15 protein-coding genes are annotated in these 15,365 nt (G+C 46.5%); 1 reads left to right on the forward strand and 14 read right to left on the reverse strand.

Annotated elements, in window-relative coordinates:
- Nucleotides 1-33 precede the first annotated feature (33 nt).
- From WQ57_RS20160 to sigW, 4 genes are all read right to left on the reverse strand, one after another.
- Nucleotides 34-1,341 carry a CdaR family protein gene (locus WQ57_RS20160; protein WP_046525572.1) on the reverse strand — a complete coding sequence of 436 codons (1,308 nt, stop codon included), beginning with the start codon at nucleotides 1,339-1,341 and terminating at the stop codon, nucleotides 34-36.
- Nucleotides 1,334-2,161, reverse strand: a complete 828-nt coding sequence (cdaA, locus tag WQ57_RS20165; RefSeq protein ID WP_046525573.1) for a diadenylate cyclase CdaA — start codon at nucleotides 2,159-2,161, stop codon at nucleotides 1,334-1,336. The genes WQ57_RS20160 and cdaA overlap by 8 nt, the downstream gene beginning before the upstream one ends.
- Nucleotides 2,162-2,283: 122 nt before the next feature.
- Entirely contained in the window at nucleotides 2,284-2,919 is a 636-nt protein-coding gene (locus tag WQ57_RS20170) for an anti-sigma factor family protein (protein ID WP_046525574.1), read from the reverse strand.
- Nucleotides 2,920-2,935: 16 nt separating this feature from the next.
- The gene (sigW, locus tag WQ57_RS20175; protein WP_046525575.1) at nucleotides 2,936-3,499 is read right to left on the reverse strand and encodes an RNA polymerase sigma factor SigW; all 564 of its coding nucleotides are present in this window, start codon (nucleotides 3,497-3,499) and stop codon (nucleotides 2,936-2,938) included.
- 168 nt (nucleotides 3,500-3,667) lie between these two features.
- On the opposite strand from sigW, the gene WQ57_RS26315 reads away from it, so the two are divergent.
- Nucleotides 3,668-3,835 (forward strand): aspartyl-phosphate phosphatase Spo0E family protein, encoded by a 168-nt coding sequence (locus tag WQ57_RS26315; protein ID WP_084820337.1) that lies wholly within the window; start codon nucleotides 3,668-3,670, stop codon nucleotides 3,833-3,835.
- Between the two features lie 51 nt (nucleotides 3,836-3,886).
- Here WQ57_RS26315 and rocF read toward each other — a convergent pair whose 3' ends face one another.
- From rocF to WQ57_RS20225, 10 genes are all read right to left on the reverse strand, one after another.
- Nucleotides 3,887-4,783: an arginase gene (gene rocF, locus WQ57_RS20180; RefSeq protein WP_046525576.1), complete on the reverse strand. Its 897-nt coding sequence runs from the start codon at nucleotides 4,781-4,783 to the stop codon at nucleotides 3,887-3,889.
- 435 nt (nucleotides 4,784-5,218) lie between these two features.
- Complete coding sequence (gene galU / locus WQ57_RS20185; protein WP_046525577.1) at nucleotides 5,219-6,091, reverse strand: UTP--glucose-1-phosphate uridylyltransferase GalU; 873 nt, start codon at nucleotides 6,089-6,091, stop codon at nucleotides 5,219-5,221.
- Nucleotides 6,088-7,374 carry a teichuronic acid biosynthesis protein TuaH gene (gene tuaH / locus WQ57_RS20190; RefSeq protein ID WP_064537397.1) on the reverse strand — a complete coding sequence of 429 codons (1,287 nt, stop codon included), beginning with the start codon at nucleotides 7,372-7,374 and terminating at the stop codon, nucleotides 6,088-6,090. The genes galU and tuaH overlap by 4 nt, the downstream gene beginning before the upstream one ends.
- Before the next feature lie 30 nt (nucleotides 7,375-7,404).
- Nucleotides 7,405-8,163 carry a teichuronic acid biosynthesis protein TuaG gene (tuaG, locus tag WQ57_RS20195; protein ID WP_046525578.1) on the reverse strand — a complete coding sequence of 253 codons (759 nt, stop codon included), beginning with the start codon at nucleotides 8,161-8,163 and terminating at the stop codon, nucleotides 7,405-7,407.
- 31 nt (nucleotides 8,164-8,194) lie between these two features.
- Nucleotides 8,195-8,866 (reverse strand): hypothetical protein, encoded by a 672-nt coding sequence (locus WQ57_RS20200; RefSeq protein WP_046525579.1) that lies wholly within the window; start codon nucleotides 8,864-8,866, stop codon nucleotides 8,195-8,197.
- Nucleotides 8,867-8,880: 14 nt separating this feature from the next.
- On the reverse strand, nucleotides 8,881-10,344 hold the full coding sequence (gene tuaE / locus WQ57_RS20205) for a teichuronic acid biosynthesis protein TuaE (protein WP_052948838.1): 1,464 nt from the start codon (nucleotides 10,342-10,344) through the stop codon (nucleotides 8,881-8,883).
- A gap of 9 nt (nucleotides 10,345-10,353) precedes the next feature.
- A complete protein-coding gene (gene tuaD, locus WQ57_RS20210) occupies nucleotides 10,354-11,682 on the reverse strand; it encodes a UDP-glucose 6-dehydrogenase TuaD (RefSeq protein ID WP_046525580.1) in 1,329 nt (442 codons plus the stop codon).
- 33 nt (nucleotides 11,683-11,715) lie between these two features.
- Complete coding sequence (gene tuaC / locus WQ57_RS20215) at nucleotides 11,716-12,912, reverse strand: teichuronic acid biosynthesis protein TuaC (RefSeq protein ID WP_046525587.1); 1,197 nt, start codon at nucleotides 12,910-12,912, stop codon at nucleotides 11,716-11,718.
- A 50-nt stretch (nucleotides 12,913-12,962) separates the two neighbouring features.
- Nucleotides 12,963-14,420, reverse strand: coding sequence for a teichuronic acid biosynthesis protein TuaB (gene tuaB, locus WQ57_RS20220; protein WP_046525581.1), 1,458 nt, complete (start codon nucleotides 14,418-14,420; stop codon nucleotides 12,963-12,965).
- A 14-nt stretch (nucleotides 14,421-14,434) separates the two neighbouring features.
- On the reverse strand, nucleotides 14,435-15,094 hold the full coding sequence (locus tag WQ57_RS20225) for a sugar transferase (protein ID WP_046525582.1): 660 nt from the start codon (nucleotides 15,092-15,094) through the stop codon (nucleotides 14,435-14,437).
- Between the last annotated feature and the right edge of the window lie 271 nt (nucleotides 15,095-15,365).

Here is a 15,365-nt window from a genome sequence, read left to right on the forward strand (position 1 = left end):
ATAACTAATCGAATTTTAATCGTTCTTCAATGACTACGCATCTCTTTTTGTAATCGAGACACTGGCCTTTTCCTTTGCCAGCCTCCACTCGACATCTTCAGGTCCTGACACTTCAATGTCGACACTATGTTCTCCTTCCGCGAGACCCGACACATCAATCAATAGTTGAAAATCGCTTTCCTCGATGGAAGTAATCCTGTCATTCTGTCCTGAAACCGTCAAGCTTCCGACCCCATTGTCAGGATCCAATATAGTCACTTCGTATTCTTCATTCTGGCCAGAAACACTTATTGGAATATTGGAGACAGTGATATCTTCCTGGGTCTCTGCTTCCTGGTTTTCTGCTTCCTGGCTCCCAACTTCCTGGCCCCCGGCTTCCTGACTCTCTTCTTCCTGTCTTTTTACCTTTATCGTCACTTTTGCCGTTTCCGGGGCAACCTGTATTACTCCATTAGATATAATCACCGGCAGAGTTAGCTCCGTATCCTCTTCGATGCTGCTGACATCAACCTCCACCCTTACCTGGTCAACCCGCTCCAGGACATCAGGAGGGGCAAGTATGGTTGCTTCTTCCACGTCCGAAGTGATCGATTCGATACTGACATCCTCAGGAAGCGTGCCTTTCTGGACTATTTCAAGCGGCACCTTCTTGCTCGAGCTTCTAACAGGAATGGTCACCTGCACCAGCTGTGGCTCCACTTGGACATTCAGCTTGTTCATCTCCTTGTCCAAAACGAGAACGGCCGCTTCTCTTGTCACATCATCACGAATTTGGCCATCCACATTGACTGTGGCCTTGACATAGCTAACCTTTTCGACAACATCCTTCGCACCAGTTATTTGAACTTTTCCTGGCTTAACAACAGGTGCTCCTGCGAGATAGCCATTTTCCACAATCGCGGAATTATATTCAGCTTCAACATTGAACTCCTTCGTCACTTTCTCCTGGATGGAAACTGTAGCATACATAGGGTCTATGGTCACCTTCAGTCTCTCGGAAATTTCCCTGATCTGGATTTCCACTTGATGCTCGCCCATTTCTTCATTTGTTAAATCCACATACACCTCGAAATTCCGCAGTGCCTTAGCCTGTTGAACAATATTCCTGGGACCCTGTATGGTGACATCAACTGTCTCTGGTATGCCGGAGACAACAAAATTCTCCGAATCATAATAGCTTTTCACCGGAACTCCAGAGAGCAATTCCGAATCTTCATCAGATGGTACATTCACATTTCCCGGCTTGTTTGGATCAATTTTTGGAGCGGTAGAGAATAACAGCATGGCAAGCAGCAAGGCAACACCTTTTAAAAACCAGGGATTATCCAGCCATTTATCCATTTTTCTTCCCCCTCCAATTCCAGCGGGTTGAAGCTGCACTTTTTGCTTTTGTTTGCGAAATCAAATCATTTTGCAGAAGTTCCCGCAATTTTTCCATATTGACGTCCCGGTAGAGCTCCCCATTTTTAGTTAGCGAGATACTTCCCGTTTCCTCGGAAACAACCACTGTCACACTGTCGGTCACCTCGCTGATCCCGAGCGCCGCCCGATGCCTCGTTCCCAGCTCCTTGGAAATAAAAGGGCTCTCCGATAGTGGCAGATAGCACGCAGCTGCGGCCACATGGTTCCTCTGGATAATCACCGCACCATCGTGCAGCGGTGTGTTTGGAATAAAAATATTAATCAGCAGTTCTGCCGATATTTTGGAATCAAGCTGGATGCCCGTTTCTATGTAATCGCCCATCCCTGTTTCCTTTTCAATTGAGATTAAAGCGCCAATCCGGCGTTTCGCCATATAATCGGTAGCCTTAATAATGGCCTCCACCATTTTTTCATCGTTCTCTTCCTCATTGAAATTGGTCCGCGAGAACAAGCGGCCGCGTCCAAGCTGCTCCAGCGCCCTCCTGAACTCAGGCTGAAAAATGATAATGATCGCCAGAAAACCCCAGGTGATGGCCTGCTGCATGATCCAGCCAAGCGTATTCAGCCCCAGTACGTCACTGGCAAACTTAATAATCAGGATGACAAAGATTCCTTTTAGGAGCTGCACAGCCTTTGTGCCCCGAATATAACCCATAGCCTTGTATATAACGAACCAAACAAGGAGAATGTCTACAATATTGGCGAGAGATCTTACAATATCCAAATCAGCAAACGACATTGCCCTTCCTCCACAAGTTTAGTCAAAACAGGATGTTCCTTCTTTGCAAAAAACCCATTGTTTGTAACTTTATTATTATATCATAACAGATGCTTTATTTATGAATAAAAACAAACAGTCACTCATGGTTCGAGTGACTGTTTATCGCCTTCCCCTAAATTCACCGTGCTTTTAGCGGTTTCTTTGATATGGTACCAAATCCATTCAAACACTTCATTTACTTCACTTATTTCACCTGTCACCTTGCCGGCAGAAGCCATGTATTGCTCTCCATTAATGACGGTCACGTCTCCCTGGACCTCGCCTTCTATTTTCAGCTTGCCATTGCGGACAACAATATCTCCTTTGACGACTTCTCCCTCCGGAACAATCACTGTATCATCTTCGACTATCAAATTAGGCTGTTTGGAAAAAGAGAATTGCTGTTCCTGATTCCAGGTGGACAGGATGCTTGCCCCCATCAACAGGATGAACAATGACGCTGCTGCCAGGAAGGGATGTTGCTTGAACCAGCGATTCACTTCAACCTTTTTCCTTTCCTTTGGAAGTGCTGCCATCACGCCTGCAGTAAAATGGTCAGGTGCTTTCACATGGGCAGTGCTCTGCACGAATGCCACCGCTTTTTTAAGTTCCTTGAAATGAGTCTCGCAGGCCTGGCAAGTCTGCAGGTGTGCTCTGAGCTCCCTCTCGTTTTCCGGTGCAATGTCTTCATCCAGGAAGTCATGCATATATTCAACAAATTTGTCTGGACAACTCACTTTCTTTCACCTCAGCTTATACATTTCTTAATTGCTGCCTAAGTGCTTCCCTTCCCCTGTGCATCCTCGTTTTTACCGTTCCCAGAGGCAAGTCAAGGATTTCGCTGATTTCGTTCAGCGAAAGCTCTTCAATATACTTTAATACGATCACCGTTCTGTATTTTTCGGGTAGTTTGGCAATTTCTTTTTGAACTGTTTCCTGAAGTTCCAAGCTTTCAAGTTCTTCCTCCGGCAAGGAGGTTTCCGAGGCAATCTGGGAATACATATTCAACCCATCTGTTCCAGGGACTTCAGCGTCAAGAAAATAGTCAGGCTTCTTTTTCCTGATTCGGTCTATGCAAAGGTTTGTTGCGATCCGGTAAATCCAGGAAGAAAATTTCTTATTTTGATTGAAGCTGTGAATATTGATATAAGCCCTTATAAAAGCCTCCTGGGCTATATCCTCCGCCTCATGCCGATTGCCAAGCATCCGGTAGCATAATTGGAAGATTTTATCCTTATATAGTTCTACGATTTCCCCATAAGCATTTTGGTCTCCTTTTAGGACCTGCGAAATTCTGGAATTGACTATTGTTTCCATTCTCAACCTCCGCTCTACCTGCGGCTATCTTAGTTACGAAATGATAGCAAAAAAGGTTTCATCTTTGAAACCCAACATATATTATTTTAGCAAAAATTTACTGCTATGGTTTAAAAAGTCGCATTCTGGGTATAAAATTAACTATATCAGTGAAGGTGGGAAAAGCCTATGAACGTAGATACACTAATTCAAAATATAGAGGAATGCAGGAATCATATGATCCAGCTGGCGAAGGACACCTCGCTGTCAGATAAGGAAGTGATTCGGGCAAGCACCAAGCTCGACCACTTGTTAAACACTTATTATCATATAACCTCGGAAAAGTCATATTCATGAAACACACTTATATTAAAAAGAGGCTAGCCCAAAGGCAGCCTCTTTTCTATTTTATAACAGTTTGTCCCCTAGCAGGGAACTCATCAATGCAACAGCGGCCATGGCTGTTTTATTTTTTTCATCAAGGATCGGATTTACTTCCACGAATTCTGCAGATGTGACGATTCCCGATTCAGCCAGCATCTCCATGGCCAGATGGCTTTCGCGGTAACTGATCCCTCCGGTGACCGGTGTGCCAACCCCAGGAGCATCAACCGGGTCCAGCCCATCCAGGTCCAACGACAAATGGACTCCATCTGTCCTCTCTTTCAAATGGGAAATGGTTTCTTCCATTACTCTTGTCATTCCCAAACGGTCTACCTCATGCATCGTATAGACCTTGATTCCCAATTTCCTGATAAGGTCCTTTTCTCCTTGATCCAATGCCCTGATGCCGATAAGAACAATATTCTCCGGCTTTACCTTCGGGCTGAATCCGCCAATCCCTGTCAGCAATTCATGTCCCAACCCAAGGCTGACAGCCAAAGGCATGCCATGGATATTTCCCGAAGGCGAAGTTTCTGCCGTATTTAAGTCTCCATGGGCATCATACCAGATTACGCCTAGATTTTTATAATGCTTTGATACACCAGCCAATGTTCCTATAGCAATACTGTGGTCCCCGCCAAGGACAAGCGGGAACGCTCCAGTTTCGATAATTTTGTCCACTTCCCTGGCAAGCAGCTCACTTTTTTCCGCTACCAGCTCAAGGTTTCTAAGGTTAGATTCGGCATCCACCTTGGTTTCTGGCCTGCCTATCTGAATATCTCCCATATCATGGATTTTATCAAAAAGCATCTTCAGCTTCTCATAAATTCCCGCATATCTAATGGCGCTCGGACCCATATCGACGCCTCGCCTCATTTGGCCCAAGTCCATGGGCATGCCAATAATGGATAATTTTCTCATTCTATCGCCCCTCTCCCACCTCCATTGTAAACGGTATCATAATAATGACTCAACTCGACAAAAATCTGAATATATATACGATGAGGAATATTTTGTGTAGTCACACCAGGGGATTCTTTTTTTCAGGAAGTTAATAAAAAACGGAATCTATTTGAGGGATGGGGGAAATGGGGGAACAGGTAAATACCATCAGCGTCTCTTTTGGCTTTTTTCAGAAAAAGCGTTGTAAAAAATGAAGATGAACGCTGCGGCAATACTTAACAAATACAGGATATTCAGTAAAGTTGACATACTATCATCCTCCCAGGCAATGATTGCTGGTCCATGAACCAAATGCTTCATTACTTATATCATAGCCTGGGATTACAAAGAGGAAGTTAAACCAGGATTAATTATTTGTAAAGTCTGAAAATAATTAAACACCTTTCCCTTCCTTCATCTTTTCACTGCCAGAAGCTGCTCAATAAAGCTATGCAGCTGGGGACGCAATTCTTCTTGCTGCAGCGCGAATTCCAGGGTCGTTTGGATGAATCCCAGCTTTTCTCCCACATCGAACCTTCTGCCTTCAAATTCATAGGCAAGGACAGACTGAAAGCCGTTCAGCTGCTGAATGGCATCGGTTAGCTGAATTTCCCCTCCAGCCCCTTCTCTTTGATTTTCAAGAATTGAGAAAATTTCCGGTGTCAGTATATATCTCCCCATTATGGCCAAATTGGAGGGCGCACTGCCAGGTTCAGGTTTTTCTACAAGATTCCGAATCTGGTACAAACGTCCGCCAGAATTAGCAGGATCAATAATTCCATATCGATTTGTCTCCCTTGGTGAGACCGACTGCACTCCAATTACGGATGTGCCGTGTTGATTATACACTTCCATCAGCTGTCCGAGGCATGGTGTATCTGCCTGGACAATGTCATCCCCCAGAAGGACAGCAAATGGTTCATCGCCAACAAATTTTCGTGCGCACCAAACAGCATGCCCAAGTCCCTTCGGTTCTTTTTGCCTGATGTAATGGATGTCCACACTGGATGAGGCCTGCACTTTTTCCAATAGGTCGTATTTCCCCTTTGCCACTAAGTTCTCTTCCAGCTCAAAGGCATTATCAAAATGGTCCTCAATTGATCGTTTTCCTTTTCCTGTTACAATAATGATATCTTCAATCCCGGATTTTACTGCCTCTTCGACGATGTACTGGATCGTCGGCTTATCCACGATGGGCAGCATCTCCTTGGGCATAGCCTTGGTTGCTGGTAAAAAACGAGTTCCCAAGCCTGCTGCTGGTATGATGGCTTTCTTGATTTTCTTCATGATAACTCCTTCCCTCCTTGGTATTCGCTGGTCTTCTTAAGTACCGGGTTTAAACCATGGACTGTGCTGTTGACCGTACCGCTTTCCACTGCAGTGTCCTTCCAGGCAGTTCCTGACGGAAGGCCCTCGCACGCTAACCTCATTCCGGAAAACACGACATCCCAATCTTTCTTCTGTGCCGACTTCCGCCTTCTTTGCACATCAACCGGGTTGTTGTTGCCCTCGGCAAGCTTTTCACATGCAGCAATAAATTCGCCTGCCCCTCCCGATTCCAAATGAAGATAGATGCCATCTTCCACATACATTTTTGTGGAAGGCAGGTGGACACCCGCAACTGGTTTGCCCGCTCCCAGAAATTCGAACAGTTTGAGTGGAAACACAGCCTGGTTGTAGGGTGAGTCCTTATAAGGCATGATGCCGATATCAATCAGGCTCATATAAGAAGGAACTTCGTTTGATGGGACTCCGCCTGTCCATACGACATTTTTCTCTTCCAGGAGCTGCCTGAACTCAGGGCTGCCGCCGGTTCCGTCCGGGCCGACAAGTAGTAGCAGCCAATCAGGTTTTTTGCGCGCCACTTTGGTGATCAAGCTAAAATCCAGCTTTGGTTTAATGCCGCCGATAAAGCCCAAAACGGTGCCTTTAAAACCTGGAGGCAATATTCCTTCCTTTTTTTCCCGCTGGCCGGCAAACAGATTATAATCAACGCCATTTTCGAAGGTATATACATGGCCATCCTTTCCTGTCCTTTCGATTACCTTTTCACGCAAATACCCCGAGGTGCAAAAAATCAGGTTGGCCCTGTCCATAATCCGGTTTTCAGCATTAGCTATCACTTTTTCCCTCGCAGTCGACAGAAGTGTATGCTTGCCATTGATCGGCGAAGACCATAAGTCACTGCAGTCATAAATGATCTTATCCCAAGGAAAAAGGTCAGCAAGCAGCGGAAAGCCGGGAAAGGTATACCAAAGATACACCTGATATTTGCCCGCAACTGATTTTAGATAGGAAAGCAGTGCATGCAGCTTGCTTTGATAAAAGAGATCCACATAACGCCCAAAGCGAAACAGCCTATGTGGAAAAAGGTCCGTAACCGTGAATTGCCATATGCCGTTAGGCAGGCTCGAATACATATCTTCTGTTATTTGCGGACTCGGACAGAGCCAGATGACTTCGCCTGTATCAGCCTGTTTTTGCAGGTGCTCAGCCAACCGGTGGCGCCGATACCGAAGCCCATCCTGTTCCCAGTCTCCTGTCGCCACAATCACGTGGATTTTCCTCATCCTATCCCCATCCTTTCAATGTCCTCCCGCTCATAAACGTTTTGCCACCGCATGGACTGCATAATGCGAGAAACACCAGAAAGCCTTTAACACGTTCAACTTTTCCACTTTCCGGTAAACAAACCAGTTCATTTTGAGGGCCTTCCACTTATTTTTGGAGATCGAAGGGTTGCCGGTGCGGTACTCAGCCAGCACCTCATTTAACCCGTATGCGTTATGGCCTTGTTTCAGAAGAGAAAGCCATGTGGCAAGGTCCTGCCTGGTACGGATGTTAGGCATTTGAAAAGAGCCTGTTTTTTCCGTGTCGACCATGACCGTCAAACAGCCAATAATGGTATTTTTCAGTAAGTCTGAATAAGAAATTTCGGGAGGCGCCCAGACCTGTTTGTTTAAGTGCTCACCCTCGGGAGTGATGAGATCATAGGCGGTAAAAGTAAACGCATAGTCATTCTCTTTCATGAAAGACAGCTGCTTTTCGAGCTTTTCCGGCTTCCAGCAATCATCGCTGTCCAAAAATGCGATATACCTTCCCCTGGCCAGCTGCAATCCTCGGTTGCGGGCCACGGCTGCACCCCCATTCTTTTCAAGGCAGACCAGCCGTATCCGCTCATCCCCGGCACTAAGACCCTTTACCTTTTCACGGGTATCGTCTGTTGAACAGTCATCCACAATAATCATTTCCCAATTTGTAAAAGTCTGCCGCCTGACGGAATGGATCGTCTGCTCAATAAACTGGCTGGCGTTATAAGCCGGAGTAATAACCGATACAAGAAGCTGCTTTTCATCCATCTGTTCTGACCTCCTGTTTTTTATTGGGACATCAGGAAGGCTTCCTTACCAACTCGGGGATTACCATCCAAAAAAACATCAGGGTAATGCCGATTAAAACTCCCAGGATAGCCCGATCGCGGGAGCTTAGGGCCTGGCCTTCAACATTTGCTTCCTGTGCCTGCTTAATTAACGAAGCTGGTTTAATATCATATTGGGCTGTCTTAAGCTCATATAAAAACCGGTGCTGGTCGACCTGTGCTTCCGGAGCCACTTCCTGCCTTTCCAGAGAGTCAATGGTTGCCTGGATGACCGACTGCTTTTCCGCAAATTTCTGCCGGTCCAAAGCCAGAAAGGCGGCGGCAATTTCATTTACCATCTCCACCGCGTCCTTAGTTGAAGTTCCGGTATAGACAAGGCTTATATTCCGTTCATTCACCTGCGTGACCATCAGCTTTGAGAGAATCTCCTCTGGCTCCCCCGCCCCTTGCAAATGTTCTGCATAAAAAGGGGTGTTAGTCAGCAAGCCTACCACGAGCTTTGGGTCGTTTAAATCCTTGTTTTGGTAGCTGCCTAAAGATAGTTCCGCCTCTGCACTGATGGCAGCTGGTTCGTTTCCGACTGGCACGAACCAGCCGATCAGCCCCAATAGGACCGGAACCAAAAGCAGGATTAAAATGTGCTTTTTACTTTTGGCAGCCACTCTTTGAATCATGAATTCCATGCCAAACTTGCTCCTTAATAAAAGTTTTCCTTCTCCTGCTTCTTGCTTTTAAAGACCGAAACAACAGCCATCACAAACCCAAGGAAGACCCAGTGGAAAAAAAGATTGGAAACCGAGCTGGGACTGATACTGGCTACCAGGAAGGCAGCCATCGCCACCATGCCGGCCTCCAGGAGCATCTTGTGCCTTTTTTCCTGCTTATGGAGGGTGTACAAGGAGAAAAATAGAATCGCATACATCGCAATGTATCCGAGAAAAATGAAAAGCCCGAAATTTCCAAGGAGTTCTGCCAGCCAATTATGAACTTCGATTACCGAGTCGGTTTCATATACCGGTTCATGTTCTAAATAGAAAGGGAGATTTCCGGCCCCGACGCCAAATCCAAAAGTATCCAGTACATAATGCAAAGTGTTTCTAAGCAGATTGACCCTGACAGCATTGGAAGAAGTACTGTCCACCATGGGCTCCATCATCAGGCTCCCTGCAAATGCCACAGTTCCTGCAATGGTTATAGCAGAACCTGCAAGAATAGCGGCCTTTTTCAGCACCGCTGGCAGCAGGATGAAAAGGTAGACGGCCAAAGCTGCCATCATTGCAAGGAGGCTGGCTCTTGATTCTGTCAGAAAGACAATATAGACGGAAAGGACGGCGAGCAGGATAGCCGAGGTTTTGATCCACACGCCTTTGCTGTTTTTTGCGGCAGCCAAATAAAAACAGAAAGAGATGGTCAAAAAGGCTGCAAAATCATTTTGGTTAAAAAAGACAGCCGTCGGATAGCCCAATTTATATTCCGATGCGCCGTACAGTGTCGAACTTGGAAGCTGAACCTGCCAAAAGTGATTGACCAGACCCAGAATCAGCAGTCCAAAGGTCATGATCATCCATATTCCGTAAAACAGGTACAGCCGGGATATCTTCGTAAAAGTGAATACGGCCAGAAAGATAAACAGAATACCGGATCCAAGCAGAAACAAATACTTAAGCCCTTCGATAATCGATTTCGCCCATATCAGGGAAACCGTTCCATATCCAAGCCAAAACAACAGGAAAAGCAGGCTGCCCTTTACATGGACCTGGTCCCAATAGCGGAAAAGATTCCTTTCCTTTGTGATATGGATGATAAAAAGAACACTTGCCGCAATCAGGACCAGCCTGTACATAAACAGGCTGAACACACCAAGGTTGATGCTGATTACCGATTGATTAAGGAATGTAGCCGCAACTAATAGGTACATCGAGCCATGGAACAGTTTTTTGCTATCCACATAGGGTTGTAAAAAAACAGCAAGTATGAGCACCATCCAAAATCCAGGAAAAATGAGGTAAAGCTGATTCATGCTCGCCAGCGCCATCACAGCCAAAAGGGAGGTTCCTGCAGATGCTATTTGCACCAAACGACGCCGGCTCAGCTTCCTGCGATCTCTTTGTGCTTGGTTGATCTCGAAGCCAGTGCCCATTTCCGGCCACCCTTTGGTCATCTTCACCGCCTAAATGGCCTTGGAAATGATACTTTTGTTATGAACGGCCGGCCTTCCTACTGAAAGATACGTAAACCCTAGCTGCCTCATCGCCTCAATCTCAAAGAGGTTACGACCGTCCACAATGACTGGCTGCCTGGAGATGCCCTTGACCTTGGCTAAATCAATCTGTTTTACTTCCTCCCAATCTGTTAATATCAGGCAGGCGTTTGTACCTTCGATCGCTTGATAAATGTCATCCGTGTAGGTGCATTTATACCCAAGCCGCCTTTTTGCCTCCTCGATGGCAACAGGGTCATAGGCCATTACATTAGCTCCCCTGTCTACCAGCTGCGGAATGATATCAAGCGCAGGAGAACTTCGGACATCATCCGTTCCAGGCTTGAATGCCAAACCGAGCACCGCAATGGTTTTTCCCTTTAAAGTACCGAGAGCGGAGGTGAGCTTTTCAACCATCAGCAAACGCTGGGTTTCGTTGGTTTCCATAACCGCCTGAATCAGTTTGAAGTCATACCCCGCATCCTTGGCGATATGCAGTAGCGCTGCCGTATCCTTTGGGAAACATGACCCGCCAAAACCGGCTCCGGCCTGTAAGAATTGTCCGCCGATCCGGCTGTCAAGGCCGATAGCTTCCGATACCTTGGTTACATCCGCATCCACCCGCTCGCATATATTCGCTATATCGTTGATGAAAGATATCTTTGTTGACAAAAAAGCATTGGCTGCATATTTAATAAGCTCCGCTGTTTCCACAGTGGTTTTAACAATCTTTGAAGTAAACGGCTTATGAAGTTCTGCAATCAGCTCAAAAGCCTTGCTGCTGGCCGTTCCAATCACTGCCCTTTCCATATTCATCGAATCCTCAATCGCTCTGCCTTCCCGCAGGAATTCAGGATTGGAGACAATATCAAATGGAATCTTCGTTTGTTCACGGATGATGGCGGAAATCAGCTTGCCGGTTCCCACCGGCACCGTGCTTTTTGTGACAATGATTTTATAGCCATTCAGGTTCTGGCCGATTGTCTTTGCCGCCTGCCTGACATACATCAGATCCGCTTCTCCAGTCACCGCCATTGGAGTACCGACAGCGATGTAGACAATGTCTGCCTGAGAGATTGCCTGTGGTATGTTGGTGGTGAAGGCGAGCCGGTTTTCCCTTGTATTTTTCATCACCAATTCCTCTAAACCTGGCTCATAAATCGGCATTTCTCCTTTGGACAGCTGCGTGATTTTGTTATCATCAACATCGCAGCAGATAACGTTGTTGCCACTTTCCGCAAAACATGTTCCCGAAACAAGGCCCACATAACCTGTTCCAATTACGGCAATTTTTTTCATATTCACACGTCCTTTCTTCGGATTAGTTCTGTATCAGATGGCAGACTGGCCACCGGTCTGGAGCAGCTTCCCATATTCCTGTTTCAGCCTTACAGCATTCCGCTCGGCATCGTAATGCACATGGACATGATCGGAAAGCTCCTCCATGATGAGCGAAGAATACAGATGGCCGCAGGCAGCTTCCTGCAGACGTTGAGCGAGCGTGTCTATGTCCCTTGGCTTAACCAAGATATGGCTGTGTTCTCTGAATAAATCGGGTATGCCGCCGACAGCCGTACACACGACGGGAACCTTCATGGCCAACGCTTCGACGACGACCGTTGGCATTCCCTCGGACCAGGAAGGCAGGGCTAGCACATCACATGCGGCCAGATACTCTTTTACTTTTTGATTTTCTACCTGCCCGGTAACAAACAGCCTTGTATTCAGTTCGGGGTGCATGCTGAGTGATTTCCTCGCCGGCCCGTCCCCGACAAAGACAACAGCCATTTGGGCTGGAAGCTGCTCAAGGGCCTTGGCAAGCTCAAATACACCTTTTGCTTCGGTCAGCCTGCCTACGAAGGCAATTAGTTTTTTATTCTCCGGAAGCTGAAGCTGTTTTCGCAAAGCCACCCTGGACTGCTGTGGGATCGCAAATCGGGAAAGGTCGATTCCAATTGGAAGATGCTTACTTTCCCTAGCCGTCAGCTCCCGGCTTTTCTGCCGCAAACTCTCCCCAACGGCCAGCACCTCATTGGCTGCCAGCACCGACCGCCGGAATGCCTTCATAGCACTTGTACTATAGTGCGGATAAACCTGAACGTCACTTCCATGCAGCGTAAGTATCCATGGCAAGCCTTTTTCATTGGCCACTATTCTTGCTGCACCGCCTGAAGGCATGGCAAAATGAGCATGAATAAGGTCCGGCACAATCTTTTCGTTATCCATTGTTCCGGTAACGGCTGCCGCAATCCGTCTGTCAGGCTGAGCCCATCGCAGCTGGCCGGGAAGCGCCGTATAGCGCGGACGGTATACAGGGATTCCTTTCCTTTCGTAGAAAAGAGGTATATCCCCACTGGCACGATATTGTTTTTTTACCGGCTGAAACAGCATTGGAGTCCGCGGGACCGGACAAATGACGGTTACCTCCACGCCTAGTGCAGACAGTGCCTGCACCTGCGTTTCGTGAAACACTCCGCTCCCAGGCTCTTCGTTGCTTGGATAGACACTTGTAATCCATAACACCTTCATAGAAAACGGCCTTTCTTGTTTTGATAGCAACATTGCAGAAAATACTTACCTTACGTGTTTCTCCCGGGCATTCTCTTTGCCAAGGTTAAAAAAAAGGCAGGAAAGACATTCCAAAGGAGCAAAACATAGACCGCAGCACCTGCCACGATGCCAATTGCCAGCTGTCCTGCCGGCAAATCAGGCAAGATGCCAGAAGCTGTTTCTTTTACAATCCATGCCGCCAATGCCATCAGCATCGACATTCCCAATGGACCTGCCAGTGATTTTAAATACGCCTGCCACTCCAGTTCGATCAGCCATTTCAACAGCTGCCTGCCGATTATGAAATTTATCAGGCTGGCCAAAACATACGTCCAGGCGACCACTTCCAAATTTCCGCTTGCAACAGCGAAAAGCAAGGAGGCCCCATATAGAACAAGCACACCGCTGTCATAATAAAATGCAAGCCTGGCTTTCCCTTTTGCAAGCAAAACGGAGCCATTAGGATTCATAAGCACCCGGAGAATGCCCACAATGGCCATTATTTGCACAATCGGAACCGCCACCAGCCACTTTTGGCCAAAGATGGCGGCAACAAAGACATCTGCCACAACCATCAGCCCAAGGAGCATTGGAAAGGTCACAACAGCCAGGAGCTTTGTCATATGCAAAAAGCCGTCCTTTAAAGCCTTCTGACTGTGCTGGTTTTTTGAAAACAGCGGAAATGCCACTCGTGTGAGAATGGGGTTTATTTTAAGGACAGGAATTGTGACAATCTGGTAAGCCAGATGATAGATCCCCAGGGCCTCTGCTCCCATGAATTTCCCAATGAGGATGACATCCAGGTTGGAGCCTATCCTGTTTACAAGCCTTGAAGCAAGCTGGAACCCTCCAAAGCTAAGGAGATCCCTGCACTGGCTCAAATCAAACTCAAAAGATGGCCTCCATTTTCGATGGCAGAAGAAATACAGACATCCTTTTAACGTATAAAGCACAACTTGTGAAATTACAAAGGCATGAATCGGGCTGATTGTAAAAATGAGCACAAGCAGAACTAGAAAGGAAACGAGATTAGAAACTACTTCCGCAACACCCAGCTCATAAAATCGCAACTCCTTTTGCAGCAGATACTGGCTTTGCTGCCCAATTGGAGCAGCCAGAAACATCAACGCAAGCAGGCGAATCAGACTTGTCAATTCTTCCCGCTGATAGAATGCTGCAATCAGCGGGCTTGCCAGCATTAAAATGCCGCATATGGCAATGCCAGTAAGAATGTTCAGCCAAAATAATGTCGAGAGCATCGTATGAGTGACCCGCTCTTTTTGGATGACTGCAGAGCCAAGACCTAAATCCAGAACAATTTGGGCAAAGACGACAATAACCGCGATGATCCCTGTCAAACCAAATTCAGCAAGGGTCATCAGATTGGCCAATAATCCAAACTGGGTGATTTGAATAATGGTAATTATCGCTGTAGAAGTCCCTGTCCACTTCATTCCTTTGCCCATCTGGGTTTTAATACCTGACATGATGTCTCCTGCCTTTAACGTGCTCCTTCTCCGGTTACAATCACCTTGCATGTTTTCAGCAAAATTTTCAGTTCAAGAGCAAATGTAAGATTTTGAATATATTCGAGATCGTATTTCAACTTTTCCTGAGGAGAGAGATTGTATCCTCCATTTACCTGCGCAAGGCCCGTCAGCCCGGGCTTAACTAGCAGGCGATTTTCAAAGCCCCGAATTTCCTTGGTGAATTGCCTGGTAAACACAGGCCTCTCGGGCCTCGGCCCTATAAGCGACATATCCCCCTTCAGGACGGATATCAGCTGCGGAAGTTCATCGATTCGTGTTTTCCGTATAAAGGCACCAACTTTTGTAATCCGCGGATCATTGGCCTCAGCCCATTTCGCCCCAGCCGATTCAGCATTGCACAGCATGGATCGGAGCTTTATCATTTTAAAATGCCTGCCGTTCTTTCCAACCCTCTCCTGAAGATAGAAAGGTGATCCAGGTGTTTCAATGACAATTAAAGCAGCGAATATCCCAATAATCGGCAGCGCTAGCAATAGGCCGATTGTGGCCAGCACCAGATCCATAAACCTTTTATAAAAGAGATATTGCTCTGCCTGCTTGGAAAGATTAGGTTGACTCGTTTGAATAAGGGAATAATCCTGGTAGAATTTAAGGCTCTTATCAGCACTCAGAACAAGCTCACCTCCTACGTTGAAGTATAATCGGCGATTTTTGAGCCAGTATGAACACAGGTTAAAAATTCCATTAACTTTATAAACATTCTGTTAATTCTGTAAATGTTTGTGAATGATTAAAATGTGAGGTTTTGCAAGGGTGAAAGTTGGGTAACGAGGCCGTTGTCTATGGATGGAAATACAAAAAAGCCTTAAATCATAAGATTTAAGGCTTGAAAGGTTGTATGTAATGTGATGGTGGAGCCTAGCGGGATCGAACCGCTGACCT

Source organism: Mesobacillus campisalis, assembly GCF_000986785.1.
Lineage (GTDB): Bacteria > Bacillota > Bacilli > Bacillales > Cytobacillaceae > Mesobacillus_B > Mesobacillus_B campisalis.

Bases quoted from the DNA above. Each gene is read 5' to 3' on its own strand.
- WQ57_RS26315 (WP_084820337.1), top strand. From the start codon at position 3,668: ATGAACGTAGATACACTAATTCAAAATATAGAGGAATGCAGGAATCAT.
- tuaB (WP_046525581.1), bottom strand. From the start codon at position 14,420: ATGTCAGGTATTAAAACCCAGATGGGCAAAGGAATGAAGTGGACAGGG.
- rocF (WP_046525576.1), bottom strand. From the start codon at position 4,783: ATGAGAAAATTATCCATTATTGGCATGCCCATGGACTTGGGCCAAATG.
- sigW (WP_046525575.1), bottom strand. From the start codon at position 3,499: ATGGAAACAATAGTCAATTCCAGAATTTCGCAGGTCCTAAAAGGAGAC.
- tuaH (WP_064537397.1), bottom strand. From the start codon at position 7,374: ATGAGGAAAATCCACGTGATTGTGGCGACAGGAGACTGGGAACAGGAT.
- cdaA (WP_046525573.1), bottom strand. From the start codon at position 2,161: ATGTCGTTTGCTGATTTGGATATTGTAAGATCTCTCGCCAATATTGTA.
- tuaD (WP_046525580.1), bottom strand. From the start codon at position 11,682: ATGAAAAAAATTGCCGTAATTGGAACAGGTTATGTGGGCCTTGTTTCG.
- tuaG (WP_046525578.1), bottom strand. From the start codon at position 8,163: ATGGATGAAAAGCAGCTTCTTGTATCGGTTATTACTCCGGCTTATAAC.
- WQ57_RS20200 (WP_046525579.1), bottom strand. From the start codon at position 8,866: ATGGAATTCATGATTCAAAGAGTGGCTGCCAAAAGTAAAAAGCACATT.
- tuaC (WP_046525587.1), bottom strand. From the start codon at position 12,912: ATGAAGGTGTTATGGATTACAAGTGTCTATCCAAGCAACGAAGAGCCT.
- galU (WP_046525577.1), bottom strand. From the start codon at position 6,091: ATGAAGAAAATCAAGAAAGCCATCATACCAGCAGCAGGCTTGGGAACT.
- tuaE (WP_052948838.1), bottom strand. From the start codon at position 10,344: ATGACCAAAGGGTGGCCGGAAATGGGCACTGGCTTCGAGATCAACCAA.
- WQ57_RS20160 (WP_046525572.1), bottom strand. From the start codon at position 1,341: ATGGATAAATGGCTGGATAATCCCTGGTTTTTAAAAGGTGTTGCCTTG.